We start from the raw sequence: 13,632 nt of genomic DNA on the forward strand, positions 1-13,632 counted from the left end.
GTGTTACTCCACGGGGAGATGACGACAACCTAGTCTCCTCCCGCCCTGCCCCGCTTCAACCGGCTCCGGCGGCCCCTGCCCCCGCAAGGACTACTTTGGTCCTGGTGAAATCGCTGATTACAATGCAATCAAAATATTTGATCAGCTCGGGGACAGCGTGAAGCTCACACAACTGCGGATCTGCAATTTCCAATCCTTCGGCCCGACGCCAACCGTTATCGACTTGGCAGCCATGAGCTTTCTGCTCGGTCCCAATGGGGCCGGCAAGACGGCTGTACTGCAGGCACTCGCCCGTCTCTTCGGTTTAGATCCAGCGTTGCGGCGGATACGGCGAAGCGATTTTCACGTCACCTCGGCCGACCTTGCTGATGGCAACCTCGGATTACTGACGCTGTGGATCGAAGCGCAATTCGAGTTTCCCGAACTCATGGCGCCAAAGGGCAAACATGCCACCATACCCGGCCATTTCGCGCACATGCAACTGGAGTCCGCCGATGGGGTTCCCCGGATAAGGTTCCGCCTAGCCGCCGAGATGGACGAGGAAGGAGATATCGAAGAGACCATGCACTATGTGCTTCAGGTCGACGACGACGGCGTTCCGACCAAAACGGTAGCGGTGCAGAAGCATGACCGCAATGCAATCCAGGTGCATTACCTTCCCGCCCGACGAGATCCAACCGACCATATCTCCTACGCGGCCAACTCGCTATTGGGCCGTGCTTTGCGCGCTGCCAACTGGCAGGCCGAACGAGATGAAATCGCCGGTCTCACGCAGGACATCAGCGAGGCATTGGCCGGAAATGCGGCGGTCGGCGGCCTCGGAGAGCAGCTGTCCGCCCAATGGCAAGTCCTGCACAAGGGAAGCTATTACGCGAGCCCGTGCGTTTCGTTCGAGCGCAACGAGATCGACAACCTGCTGCGCCATCTGACGGTCGGATTCACGCCGGGACATGGCGAGCCGATGGTCGACTTTTCGCGCCTGAGCGACGGTCAGCAATCCTTGCTCTATGTCTCGCTGGTGCTGTCCATCCAGGAAATCGGCCGCCAAGTACTGGACGGCAAGCTCGATGCATTCGACGTCGATAAGCTCAGGCCCGCCGTCTTCACCCTGGTGGCGATGGAAGAGCCCGAGAACAGTCTGTCGCCCCATTACCTCGGCCGCGTGATCAAGGCATTGACCGCCTTCGCGGGCCACCACGACGCGCAGGCCCTCGTCGCCACCCACGCGCCGTCGCTGCTAAAACGCGTGCCGCCGGAGAACATCCGCTACCTGCGCCTCAATGGGGACCGGCAGACCGTAGTCAAGTCGATCATCCTGCCGGACGCCACCGATGATGCTCACAAGTTCGTGCGCGAAGCGGTCCAGGCTTTCCCAGAGCTGTACTTTTCCCGGTTGGTCATCCTCGGGGAAGGGGACAGCGAAGAGATCGTCCTGCCGCGTCTGCTGCAGGCCAAAGGGCTCGCCGAAGACGACGCTTCGATCTCCGTGGCCCCGCTGGGGGGACGCCACGTCAACCATTTCTGGCGACTCCTTGATGGCCTGGGCATTCCCTATGTGACTCTGCTGGATCTCGACCTGGGACGTTCCCAGGGCGGATGGGGACGTGTGCGGTATGCCGCCAAGCAGATTCTGGCCCTCGGTAAGCCCATAAAGGGACTCACGGACACAACGATTAAGGCCTTGCCCAAATGGAATGGCGAGGATCACGTAATGACATCGAAATTTGGAAAGGAATGGCTGGAGTGGCTCGAAGGCCGCGGTGTCTTCTTCTCCTCGCCGCTCGACCTCGACTTCGCAATGCTGCGGCAATTCTCAACCGCATACGAAGTTGACGAGCAAGACCTGGACAATCCGGATGACGAGACCATTGTTGCAGTGCTCGGCAAGAGCCACGGGGACGCCGGCCAATACAGCGAAGAAGAGCAGCGTTACTTCGACGCCTACCATCACCGCTTCAAACTGAGCAGCAAACCGGCCGCTCATCTTGAAGCACTGGCAGCACTGGATGATGCAGTATTGAACGTCGACATGCCGGAATCGATCGATCGCCTGTTGGATATGGTCACGGCCAAACTGGCGGAACTGCCGGAATGATCAAGCCCGACCGCTGGCATCCGTCCGACGGCCTGAAGTTGGAACCCAACGCGCTCGCCGCCGCCCGTGAAACCGAGCGCAGTCTGGCGTTGACGGCCGGGCCCGGTGCCGGCAAAACCGAGATGCTCGCACAGCGCGCTGATTTCCTGCTGCGCACCGGAACTTGCCGCTACCCGCAGCGCATCCTCGCGATCTCCTTCAAAGTCGACGCTGCCCGCAACCTCAAGGATCGAGTGCGCCGGCGTTGTGGCTCGGCACTCGCGGCACGGCTGGACAGCCACACTTTTCACGCCTTCGCTAAGCGTCTGATCGACCGCTTTCGTCCGGTACTGGCCGGTAGGGACGCACTCGATGCCGACTACTCGGTCGGCTCGCCGAGGGTCCAGCGACGCCAGATCGAGTTCGAAGACATGGTGCCCCTAGCCGTCCAGATCCTGCAGACTAGTGCCGTGGCACGCAACGCTGTACGACAGACTTACAGCCACGTTTTCCTCGACGAATTCCAGGACTGTACCGATACGCAATACCAGCTCATCCGGACTGCATTCTTTGGCACCGGCATTCCGCTGACCGCAGTCGGCGACACCAAGCAACGAATCATGGGCTGGGCCGGCGCGCTGGAGGGGGTATTCCAGACCTTTGCCGAAGATTTCAATGCCCTTCCCCTCAACCTTTACCAGAACTTTCGTTCGCTGCCACGCCTGCGCCGCATGCAGAACGCCATGGTCAAAGTCATGGACCTTAATGCCGCAGTAGCCGACGCAGAACTGGCAGGGCCAGGCGGTTTCGTTGACATCCTCGAATTCCAGGACAGTCAAGAAGAAGCGGAAGCTCTGGCCGAGATGATTCAGGGATGGATCGATGACGAGGGCCTGCCGCCCTCGGAGATCGCCGTGTTGGTATCCAAGCAACCGAACCTCTATGCTGATCGCTTGATGGCGGAGCTGAGCCGCCGCAATGTCCCGTTCCGCGACGAGCAGAACCTGCAGGATCTGTCTGTCGAACCGGCGGCACGTCTCATCGTCGATTTTCTTGCCGTGGTAGTGAGCGAACGGGAGCCGGATGCCTATGGTCGGCTGATGGATGCGCTTTTGGCGACGGGGCTGGACGACGATGCTGCCTACGAGCAGCGCTCCAGGTGGAACCGCCATATCGATTGCACCCGCGCTCAGGTGCGCCGAGGGGGCTCCGCCATGTACGACTCCGCCGCCCTGAGCAAGCTCGCAAAGGAGTTCCTCGGCCTGCTGGGCCGGGAAGCTATCGCAGCGCTCTCAGCTGACTACGAACGCGGCGGCCGGCTGAACGAAATCATCGCGCAGACTCTGGACCGTATCACCGAACTCCTTGCCCTCCATTCGGATGCGGTGGGTGCTTTGTCACGGTTCTCCGAGGACCGCGCCGTGCGGATCATGACAATCCACAAGAGCAAAGGCCTAGAATTCGATAGCGTCATCCTGCTGGGTATTGAGGAACAAGCGTTCTTTGGCAAGCGCACCGATGAGCGGTCAGCGTTCTTCGTGGGAATCTCCCGCGCAAAGCGACGGCTATATTTGACCGTTGCTGGATACCGCGAAAGACCACGGGCGGCCGTGCGTCGCTGGGATGCAGCCCGATCGCCCGTCGAGGAGTTTCTGGGCTACGCGACGTCGACAACATAAGCCTAGACGCACGCAGCACTCTACCGCTGGTTCAGAACAATCCAGGGGTGCCGGCTCGCGCTCGTCCTTGGCCATTCCGTTCCAGAGGCCGAAGACTCTGCAGATTTGCATCTCCATCGCATGCTAGCCTTGGCATCGTATCTCCGGCCCTACGAAGCAAGCCGTCCGCAATCTGCTCTGGGGTCTGCGTTGCGAGCGCCTCAAGGCACGTGAGCAACGGCTCGGCCCGCGCCTCGGTCACCTGCGCCCAGACCCGAACCTTGTCCGCCAGATTCGCCAGTTGCGAAATCCCGGCCGCCCGCGTGCGCACCACGGGGACGATCCGCCCTTCCAGCTTGGTCTGTGCCGCCCCGGCCAGCAGCCGCTCGATCGCCACGCGGTCGACTTCGTGGCGATCTTCGTCGGCGACGGTCCAGCGGACGCGCACGAACGCGCCGGCGACGTCCTGCTGCGCGACGGTGGCCCGCAGGGCCTCGAGGTCGGGCTTGCCGTCGAACACGATATCGATAGTCCGGCGCGCGGGCGTGGGCTCCAGGGTGAAGCGCGCCTGGTCGACGTCGACCTCCCACAGCAGGAACCCCTTCTCGCCCGCCTCGCCGTAGTGGAAGCGGCCAATGGAGCCGGCATAGGCGATGCACTGCCCGCCGGCCGCGCCTTCCGCAGTCCACGACTGATGGCGGTGGATGTGCCCCAGCATGAAAGCCTGTGCCTCGGCGGCGAACAGCGCGCCGGTGGTGAACTCGTGATCGAAGCCGGCCATCGGCACGCCGTGCTCGCTCACGCAGCCGAACACCGTGCCGTGGGAAACACCGATGGCGGGCACCCCCTGCCGGCGGGCCGCGCGATGGGTCGGCGCGTAACCACGCAGCAAGTCGGCGAGGTTTTCAGCGACGGCCTGGGCGGCGTCCGCCGCACCGACCGCCGCCGCGACCGCGGCCTTGTTCACCGTGGGTGCGCAGGAAAACAGCGCGCGAGCACCGGCCGGCAGCCGGTCGAAGCACCAGTCCGTTGAAGCGAGCCATTTGCCCTGGGCCGTGAGGGCGACCTGCTCGATCCGGTCGGCCACATGCACCGGATGCCGCCCGCCCAGCAGCCGGAAGATCGCCAAGGTGCCCGGCGGCTCGTGCGAGAAAGTCCCTTGCAGCATCAGCACCGGGCAATGGTCGGCGAGCCGCCGGACCTGGGCAAACAGCCGTTCGGCGGCCGGCGCGTGCAAGTCGAGGCCATGGTCGGTGGCATCGCCCGAGAGCACCACGGCCTCCACGCCCAGCGTGATGGCTCGATCGACGGCGGCGCCGAAGCAACGATCGGCTTCGATCAGGTTCTTGGTACCGTAGTGCAGATCGGAGAAATGGGCGATGCGGATCATGATGCCCTCCCGCGGGAGGCCAGGTGCAGTTCGCTCTCGATCTTGTCGAGATAACCCTGTGGGTCGTTGCCGTAGCGCTCCAGTTCGTCCCAGGCCCGGGCACGGCCATGCGGGTTGATCTTCCAGCCCCGTCCCCACCGCCGATCGGCATACGCCTGGTAGCGTTCCGGCGCGATCCCGTAGGCCTGCGCGCGCGCCATCAGTTGCTCAAGGCTGGGACGCCCCTCACGTAGCGGTGGCGCCTCGACGGATGCAACCTCGGTCGCCATCACCGCCTGGCTCTCGGCCGCCTCCGGCTGTAGCGGCTCGGCGCTCGCCGCCACCGAGCTCCCCTGAAGCACCTGCGTCGCCAGTTGGGCCTGGATCAGGGCCGTCTCGGTGTCTTCGTTCTCGCGCAGCAAGGCCGTCACATCCACCGGCGCCTCCAGGTCGATGATCCACTGCGGCACGCGCAACGCCCTCCCCTGCTCGTCGATGTGGGCCACCTCCATCAGTTTCTTGGTGAGGTAGAACGGCGTGCGCTGCCGGTCGAGGAAGCCCGAGATGCGCCCACCGCGCAGGAAGCCCACCGTCTCGAATTTCTGGATCGCCGCGTTCATTGCATAGAAACTGTTGGTATGCAGTTCGAAGGCGCTGATCGAACGGATGCCGGGGATGAAGAACAGGAAGCGTCCCGTCAGGTTGCACTGGCGTTGCTGGTACTCGCGGCAGCTCTCGGGCTCGCACAGGCCGCCGCCGTTGTCCTCTCGGACCATGGTCTTGCGCCCACCGAAGAGGCGGATCGTGCGCCGGCCCGTCTCGTCTACCGGCACCGGGGCATGGCACATGCAATGGCGCACTCGGCCATCGGCCGAGTATTGCGACCAGTAGTGCTTTTCGTGTGCCCCCCAGGCCGCCAGTTCGTGCGGCATCACGGCCTGCCAGTAGTCGGAGGGGAACACCACCGGGAAGCGGTACAGGCGCCGGCCATCGCCCCGATCCTCCCCATAGGCGTCCAGAATCTCCCGGGCAATCTCGGGATTGGGGAAATCCTGCGCCCGCACGGTGAACCACGGCACATTGCGCGGCACCAGCGGCGTCTTGAGATCGGGTAGGGCCTCGGTGATGGCGCGCTCGATCTGCTCGAAGGAGTGGCCCGCGGCCACGCCCTGCTCGTAGATCGCCTGGGCCTTGGGCTCGCCGGCAGCCTTCTTCGTGAGCACCTTGATGCCGGCGCGAATCTTGCCGCCGGTGGGGATGCGGGCGGGGCCTTGCCCCAGCAGGGTCGGCGCAGCCGGAGCACCGCCGCCCTGCACGGCGATGACGGGGTGTGCGTTGGGATGGGCCATGACTGGGCTCCTCCATGAATATCGGGACATTCCGATGATTCATGCTCTCGCGACTTTCTCTCGCTTCAACCCCGCGCCGAATCGCAGGCGAATCGCAGGCGTTTACGCGCACCATGCTTGATAGATACAATGGGGACCGGCGCCCGCCTTGCTTGCACACGAGCAAAAGAAGGCCTTCCTTACCGATCCTCATGTTCAGCGACACCTCGACACCGGGTGCGTCGGCATTAAACGTGTGCGCATAGTCCGACCAGCCTCGGTTCACTTGAGGAGCAACTGTCATGAGCATCAAACAACTGTGCTTCGACGCACATAGCCAGCTTCGCGACCAGCACGGAATCGCTGTCCGTCGCGCCCACCTCTACGAACTACTCGCCGCACTGCTGGGCTTCAACTCCCATGCGGCGCTCGCGACCGACGCCGTCATCGGTCAGGTACGACAGGCGAGGAGGTTCCACAACGATGACCTGACCCGACTGTCCAAGCGCTGCCTAGCCTTGGGCTATCCCTCCGCGGAGAGCCAACGCATCGTCGAGGCCATCACCGCGCTGGCCGAGACCTACCGCTTGGTCGCTGTCGACGTCAAATATCTGGTGAAGCTGGTCGCCGGCGATGCAGACGGGTGGGATGTCGACGACGAAGAGATGTCTGGCGACGTTGGCATCGACCAAGCCTTCCCTTGGCAAGACGCGCCAGACCTCGATCTCGACTCGCCCCTGCTGATCGACACGCTGAAACAGTTGGCGGCCAAGGACCATGCCGATGCGCACTATGCCCTAGCCCTGCTGCTGCAATGCGAACCGCCGGAAGAGCGGGACGGCCACTGGTACCGGCAGCAACTCGCTGGTCGCGGACTCGACGGCCCCGAGAAGGAATGGGCTGACGATTACGCCGCCGCCCTCGCGCAGTTCGACCAATACCGCCAGCACCTGGCCGCCGCGGCCCGGCTCGGGCGATCGGATGCCGCGCTGGCGTGGGCAGAGCTCACCGGCGAAGAAGCGGACTTCCGACACGCCCAATCCTTGGCGGCGCCGGAAGACGCGACCCGCCTGCTCGACCTGGCTGACCAATTGGGAACCAGTGCCACCGTCCTTCCACTGCTGAGACAGGCCGCCCTCGTGGGCGATGTCGAAGCCATGCGCCGCCTGGCCGAAGACTTCGAACCGGACCCCGTCGAGGCATGGACCTGGGTCCACCTGGCAGAACTGTGCGGCACCGACCTAACCAGGATGGAAGCGGTTTACGAAGACGGGTCGCCTGCGGACGACGACATTCCGGGCAACATCTTCGCGGTCGGCGGCATCGATGTTCCGGACATCAGCGCGGAGCAGCACACCGTCGCGCGGCGAGAAGCCGCTCGTCGGTTCGAAACCATGCGAGACCGCTAAGGTGCGAAGGGTATCGCCTTGCCGGGCGATACCCCGTCAGGTCTCCCGAGCCCCTGCAGGGAAAGCGGGCATCGGCTGATCGGTCCACCATACCCAGACGTCCGATTTCCCCGATGCGATAGCTTTTTCCTTTGCCGCCCGCTCCTTGGGGTCCATGAAAGCGCTGGACACGTGTAAGGGAACGGGTCGCGCTCCAGTATCCAGCAGCAAGGCATTCGGAAAGGCAGCCCCGCTCCAAGCGTCGTAGCGCAGCGGCTTGACGAAGCGGCGGTGCTGGGCCACCAGGGCATCGATCAGCGGCAATTCATGCACGCCCTCGATCGGAATCCAGTGCTCGCTCGCCAGCATCAGGCTGGCCGCGTCGATCTCATAGGTGTATTCGCGGCGAGCGCGGATGAGTGCCGCCAGGATCAGGCGGACCGGGCGGCCGGTGTCGGCGTCACGAGCCTCGAACAGCGGAGCGAAGACCCGCTCGATGCGCTCCCAGCTCTTGCCGACGATCAGCAGCGGCGCATCCGGCATGTGTCGGATCCAGACCCGGCGCCCCTGGCTCGTCGCCTCGCTCGCCTTGAACTCGCCGATCACGATGGCCAGGGGCGTTTGCCCATCCTTGGGGCGCAGCACCGCCAGTTTCTCGCGTCGGCGCTGGGCGGCCTCGGCCTTGGCGCTCTCGTTGAAGGGTTCGGGCACGTACAGGCGTTCGGCCAGCGGCACGCCCTTGACCATGATCTCCTCGGCCGCCTCCAGCAGGTACTTGCGCACCACGCCCTGGTTGCGTTTGCCCGCCATCGCCGGGCTCCATCGGTTGAAGCCGGCACGCTCGAAAAGGAAGTGCATCAGCGCCCGCAAGGTCATGCGCCGCCCCGGCACGCCGACCTCCGACACGTCTTGCAGTTCGCCGCGCGGCACGCCGCGCCCGATCACGCGCGTCCAGGGGAAATCCACGCGCAGCTCGACGCGGCCCGGTTCCGATTCCAGCACAGCCTCCCCGACCAGCTCGCCGAGCCCTGATTGCTGGAGCTCAGGCTCGTAGGAGGGACACCCCGGATGGTGGGTGCTGCCGCTATCCGGCATGCGCTTGACCACGAACTGGCGGTGCAATGCGACGTACATCTCCACGCCACCAGGCACGCATAGGCAGCGCGGCCGCTCGGGCGTGTCGTAGACCTGGGAGAGCGCGTCCTGCAGTTGCGGATCGTCGGCGGCGATGACCCGTCCCTTGATGGTAAAGCGCTGGTTTTCCATTGCCGGCTCAGACCAGCTCGTCGAGCAGTTCCGCCAGCGTCGGCTTGGGCCGCGGCAGCAGCTCCCGCACTGCACTGCGCTCGCCGATCCCCAGGATGGTGCCCACCTGATCCTCGTCGGCCCCGCGCTCATACATCCGGGAAATCACGGTGAGACGCGCCGACTGGGCGCTCAGACCCTTGAGCTCGGCGTAGCGGAACAACTTGCGGTAGATCTCGAGCAGTGCCCGGCAGACATAGCGGTTCTGCCCCGGTGCGCCATTGTTGGGCGCGATCCTGTAGGGCTCGCCGCCCGGGGAAAGGAACAGCCGGCTTTCGGGATCGAGGCCGCGGTAGCAGTCGGGCTCGCCCAACCCATGGCCGCTGTGGAGCCGTTCGCGGAAGTAGGCGGCCAGTGCGTCGTCGAGTCGAGTGCTGCCGAAGTAAAGCGGCCTCGGTTTGCCGTTGATAGCGACTTCCGCGCGCAACTCGGATTCCCAGCACACACTGCCGTCGATGAGCAGATAGTCCCGTACTTCGAGCCGGGCGATCTCGAGGGGGCGCAAGCCGGTAGCGAACAGCATGTAGTACAGGGCCAGGTCGTGCCAGGTACGGTTGGTTCGGCCCTTGATGCGCACGGCCCCCTGGGTCACTTCCGCCGCCGACAATACCCGCGCCGGACGGGCGCCGGCCGGTGGCTGGGGCTCGAACCCTTCCAGCGCGACCAGGATTGCCTCCCGGTGCAGGCGCAGTCGCCGCACGAAGGCGGCCCCTTCTTCCTTGAGGCCGTCAACGCCCACGACCTGGGTGAGCTGGACCGCGACAGACTTGATGCGTCGCTCGACCGCCGTGCGTGAGACGCCGAAGCGCGCGGCCACCGCCTCGTAGGTTTCACCGCCGACGACGGCGCGGAGCATCTCGACCGATGGCAACGCGTTCTCGTGGTGTTTGCTGACCTCCTGATTGTCTTGCATGACTTGCCTCTCCCATCATTGCTCGACCGTCATAGCCCGAATGTTCGGGCGCCGACACCGTCTTTCGCCAGGCGAAATCGCCGGGAAGGGCGCGGGATTTCGTCATCAGGCCAACGGCAGCGCCTTCGCTGAAGCACGAGCCGGCCGGACCTGGAAAACAGCACGCGCCATGCGTGCGGCGGGCCGGTGCCGGCCTGATCGATCCGCAAGCAGTGCCGCCAGTCCACACCGGACGGATCCCCGCAGCGGACCTTGCCCGTCAGCCGGGCTAGCCTTGTTGCGCGATCCAGCGGCGGATGTCTTCGGCGCGCCAGACGGTCACCCGCTCCGAGAGCTTGACCGGCGCGGGGAAGGTGCGCGCCTGGATGCGCCGCCACAGGGTCGATTTGGAGATGGGCACGAAGGCCAGCACCTGCGGCTGCCGCAGGAAGCCGGTCTCGGGCAGCGCCAGGGTCGGAACCCGAGCGGCGGGCGTGGCCGGAGGAGCAATGGGAGTCGCAGCCATCGCGGCGATGCGGGAACGGATGGAGGGCATGATCGGACCTCGTCACGGCGGGTGCCGGTAAGGGGTATGACCTGCTCGGTTGCGACCCCGCTAGGTCAGAATGGCGCGGGCCGATAGGGAACGCAGAACTCGACGGCATGCCACGGGCGCCCCGGTCGCGCGGCATGGAAGAATGAGCCAGAAGGGGAATCCCGCCGCCGGACGGCCAAGGGCGTACGGGTCGGGGAAGATCAAGCGAGCCGCATCTGTACCGCGCAGCACGCGCGACAGCGGATCGTCGGGCAACAGGCAGGTAACGACTGCGACGCCGCCACGAGAGCGGTGCGAGCTCCCACGGCGTCGGGTCAGCCCGAGGTGGAGCCTGTTGGTACGATATTGGGGTCCGTGGGCCGACACAAGACTCGCCGGGATGTGCCAGCCGAAAGGGACCGCACACGCCGGGGATTGGAGCTGGCACCGATGCCGAAGCCATACCGGCACGCCGGAATCAAGGTTGTGGCCCAGACATAGGATCGCGGGCGAAGCCGATCCGACTCAAGCCCGCCGTGGTGGATAGGGCCATGATTCCCTCCTGCTCTCGTACGGCGTCTTGAAGTCCGATTGGAAGCCGCACCGCGGGGAGAGCGCCGTAAGGGTTTCGCGCGCGAAACTTGGCCTGGCGGCCCGTTTCCCCGTCCGCGAGAGGGACAATTTCCTATCTCGAGCGGCTGCCCAGGTATTCACAGCAGCTCCGCACGACCGACATGACGAATGCCCGGTCGTCAGCCGCAAGTTCGGAAATCCATGCGCCAAAGGTCGCCGCTTCGCTGACCTCTTCGGGCCCTTCCGTCGATAACAGGTCGCCAGCCGAACATTGGAGCGCCCCCGCAAGCCGGTCCAGCGTCGGCAGGGACGGCAGATGGGCGCCGCGCTCGATGCGCGAGATGGTTTCGGCGTCGACGCCGACCCGCTCCGCAACCATCTCCTGTGTCCATCCCAGCTGTTTGCGCCGCTCGGAGAGGTTGCCCCCAAGTCGCTTCGCCAGACGGGCGGACTCTTTCTTCTTCACCGCCATCATGTTGTCCTTTCACTCAACAAGAATGACGGTCACTGGACTATCGAAACAGGGGTTCTTATGTGGTTTTTCTTATCGTCATCTTTGTTGATCCCCGAGCTGGGAAGTGACAAATCGGCGCGGGTCGGGCTGCGGTAACCGGAGTTCAGTGGCCCGCCGAAGGCGAGATGCTTTCCGGGGCTTCCGGCGGTGCATCGGCGCTCGCATCGATCGAATCGAGCGTCGCCTTGCGCTCCGCGCCCGAGTCGTCCGTGCCATCCGCAACGCCCACGGTCACGGCCTCTGGTCGGCTTCCCTCGCTACGGCCCTCGCCGCTGCGCGCGTCCATGGCATTCATCCGTCGCCGCAGCCCCATCGCGAAGTTGCGCGCGCCATTGGCCACGTCGCGCACCTGGCGCTTGAGACTGGCGCGCTGGATATCCACCGCCTGGGTGGTGATCACCTCGTGGATCTCCAGCGTCTGCAGCAAGGGCATCAGCTGGTCGAGCTTGCCCAGCACCTCCAGGAAGCGTCGACCGATCGACGACAGCACATGGACGTCCACATCCAGCGGCACGGTGTCGTAGGTCGCGGAGCTCGTGATGCCATGCGTCTTGAATAGTGCCTCGGCGCCGTCGATAGCCTGGTTGAGATTGGCGGTCACCGCATCCATCTGGGCGCGGATGGTGTCCTCGACCTTGGCGACGTCCGCGTGGTCGAGGCGCGTGCGGGCAATCACCGAGATGAAGTGGGTGTTGAGCTGCAGCGTGTTGAAGAGCCGCGCGAAGAAGCGCTTGCCCTCGGCACTGGTGAAGCGGGTCGCGATCTTCAGGCTGGCCGCCTCGACGCGCCGGAAGTCGGCCTTGGCCTCTTTCGCGAGGATGCGGGCATTGACGCCCCCCTGGTCCACCTTGACGATCTGGATCTCCGACATGCCGTGCTCCTCCAAGTACAGCGTTCGGGCAATCATCCACGCCGGTATCTGCATTCGCCACCGGGAATGGCCGTCGCCTGAGGGGGCTTTCGGCATCGGCCCCCTTTCGGGCGGCATTTCGGTATTGACCCGGCCCTCCGGCGCCACTACCTTTACGTCATGCAGCAGCTGGCCCTGCATTCAAACAAGGCAAGCCCTGGAGTTTCCCGTCTTTCGCGTAGGCCACCGGTCTTGTCCGGTGCCGCGTGCGCCGATCTTGTCGGCACTGCTTGCGGTGCCAGTCGCGTCCATGCCATCGAGGCGAGCTTTCGAGGCAGGGGCGAGGCGTCGTTTCGTGCGTTTCCCGGACGCCCTTCCCCCGAAAGCCTTCCTCGATCGGTAGCTGGCACACCGATCCCGGCGGCTCATCCCGTCCGTTCCCGCCAGCCCTGGAGTCTTTTCCCGTAGCACCGACCCGGCCCCTTCTGGGCCGGCCGTTCATCACCCCCTGGGGGCTTACGCCTCCAGCCGTGGTGCGCGTTGCCTCCTGCTCTTCCTTGGAGACAACGATGCTGAACCCGAACCGATCCGCGTTCTCTTCCCGAGCCGCCCGCCCCGCACCCGTGGGACCTGCGTTACCACCCTGCCCGGCCGCGTCGAGCCACCGTCCGGCGGCGATCCCCGATCGCGCAGCCCTGGACAGCCTGCTCGAGGACGAGGATGCACCCGTCGAATGGAGCGAAGAGGACATCGTCTTCCTCCATTGGCGCCTGCTGCAGGAGGTCAGCCAACTGGCCGATCCCGCGACACCGCTGGAAGAGAAGTTCGACACCCTGCGCTGGGTTTTCGCCGAGCGCGAGAAGGACGGCCTGCCGTTCTCGTTCGTGAGTTGCCTGCGCGTCGTCGGCTGCAGCCCGCTGTCGCCGATCGCCTATTGCGGTCGGATCGACGCGGAGGAAGTACGCGACCGCATCCGTCATGAGCTGAAGGCCTGGCTCGAAGCCACCCTGGCGCGCTATCCCGTTTGGGTGCGCGATGCCGTCGTACGTAATCCCGAATGGGTCGAGGCGCGGCTGGCCAGGAATCCCCAATGGATCAACGAGCAGGTCAAGCGGATGTCCGTGCAGGGCGACCTGTTCGCCTGAC

11 protein-coding genes are annotated in these 13,632 nt (G+C 64.8%); 4 read left to right on the forward strand and 7 right to left on the reverse strand.

All coding sequences use genetic code 11. The features are described 5' to 3' along the window. Window positions 1-157 precede the first annotated feature (157 nt). On the forward strand, window positions 158-2,095 hold the full coding sequence (locus U5817_RS12980) for an ATP-dependent nuclease (protein ID WP_407277567.1): 1,938 nt from the start codon (window positions 158-160) through the stop codon (window positions 2,093-2,095). Continuing rightward, the gene (locus U5817_RS12985; RefSeq protein ID WP_407277568.1) at window positions 2,092-3,753 is read left to right on the forward strand and encodes a UvrD-helicase domain-containing protein; all 1,662 of its coding nucleotides are present in this window, start codon (window positions 2,092-2,094) and stop codon (window positions 3,751-3,753) included. The genes U5817_RS12980 and U5817_RS12985 overlap by 4 nt, the downstream gene beginning before the upstream one ends. A 31-nt stretch (window positions 3,754-3,784) precedes the next feature. Here U5817_RS12985 and U5817_RS12990 read toward each other — a convergent pair whose 3' ends face one another. Together U5817_RS12990 and U5817_RS12995 are read right to left on the reverse strand one after the other, a co-directional pair. Further along, complete coding sequence (locus tag U5817_RS12990) at window positions 3,785-5,122, reverse strand: exonuclease SbcCD subunit D (RefSeq protein ID WP_407277569.1); 1,338 nt, start codon at window positions 5,120-5,122, stop codon at window positions 3,785-3,787. Then, a complete protein-coding gene (locus U5817_RS12995) occupies window positions 5,119-6,450 on the reverse strand; it encodes a hypothetical protein (RefSeq protein ID WP_407277570.1) in 1,332 nt (443 codons plus the stop codon). The genes U5817_RS12990 and U5817_RS12995 overlap by 4 nt, the downstream gene beginning before the upstream one ends. Before the next feature lie 281 nt (window positions 6,451-6,731). Here U5817_RS12995 and U5817_RS13000 point away from each other — a divergent pair, with 281 nt between their 5' ends. Then, a complete protein-coding gene (locus U5817_RS13000) occupies window positions 6,732-7,838 on the forward strand; it encodes a hypothetical protein (protein WP_407277571.1) in 1,107 nt (368 codons plus the stop codon). A 36-nt stretch (window positions 7,839-7,874) separates the two neighbouring features. On the opposite strand, the gene U5817_RS13005 is transcribed toward U5817_RS13000, so the two are convergent. From U5817_RS13005 to U5817_RS13025, 5 genes are all read right to left on the reverse strand, one after another. Further along, the gene (locus U5817_RS13005; RefSeq protein ID WP_407277572.1) at window positions 7,875-9,083 is read right to left on the reverse strand and encodes a DUF1173 family protein; all 1,209 of its coding nucleotides are present in this window, start codon (window positions 9,081-9,083) and stop codon (window positions 7,875-7,877) included. Between the two features lie 7 nt (window positions 9,084-9,090). Continuing rightward, the gene (locus U5817_RS13010) at window positions 9,091-10,035 is read right to left on the reverse strand and encodes a site-specific integrase (protein WP_407277573.1); all 945 of its coding nucleotides are present in this window, start codon (window positions 10,033-10,035) and stop codon (window positions 9,091-9,093) included. A gap of 268 nt (window positions 10,036-10,303) precedes the next feature. Further along, window positions 10,304-10,570 carry a helix-turn-helix transcriptional regulator gene (locus U5817_RS13015; RefSeq protein ID WP_407277574.1) on the reverse strand — a complete coding sequence of 89 codons (267 nt, stop codon included), beginning with the start codon at window positions 10,568-10,570 and terminating at the stop codon, window positions 10,304-10,306. 664 nt (window positions 10,571-11,234) lie between these two features. Then, the gene (locus U5817_RS13020; RefSeq protein WP_407277575.1) at window positions 11,235-11,594 is read right to left on the reverse strand and encodes a helix-turn-helix domain-containing protein; all 360 of its coding nucleotides are present in this window, start codon (window positions 11,592-11,594) and stop codon (window positions 11,235-11,237) included. A 145-nt stretch (window positions 11,595-11,739) separates the two neighbouring features. After that, complete coding sequence (locus tag U5817_RS13025; RefSeq protein ID WP_407277576.1) at window positions 11,740-12,507, reverse strand: DUF1845 domain-containing protein; 768 nt, start codon at window positions 12,505-12,507, stop codon at window positions 11,740-11,742. Window positions 12,508-13,055: 548 nt separating this feature from the next. Between U5817_RS13025 and U5817_RS13030 the strand changes: the two genes are divergently transcribed. Next, on the forward strand, window positions 13,056-13,631 hold the full coding sequence (locus U5817_RS13030; protein ID WP_407277577.1) for a hypothetical protein: 576 nt from the start codon (window positions 13,056-13,058) through the stop codon (window positions 13,629-13,631). Window position 13,632 lies beyond the last annotated feature (1 nt).

The organism is Aromatoleum evansii (assembly GCF_045689615.1).
Classification (GTDB): Bacteria; Pseudomonadota; Gammaproteobacteria; order Burkholderiales; family Rhodocyclaceae; genus Aromatoleum; species Aromatoleum evansii.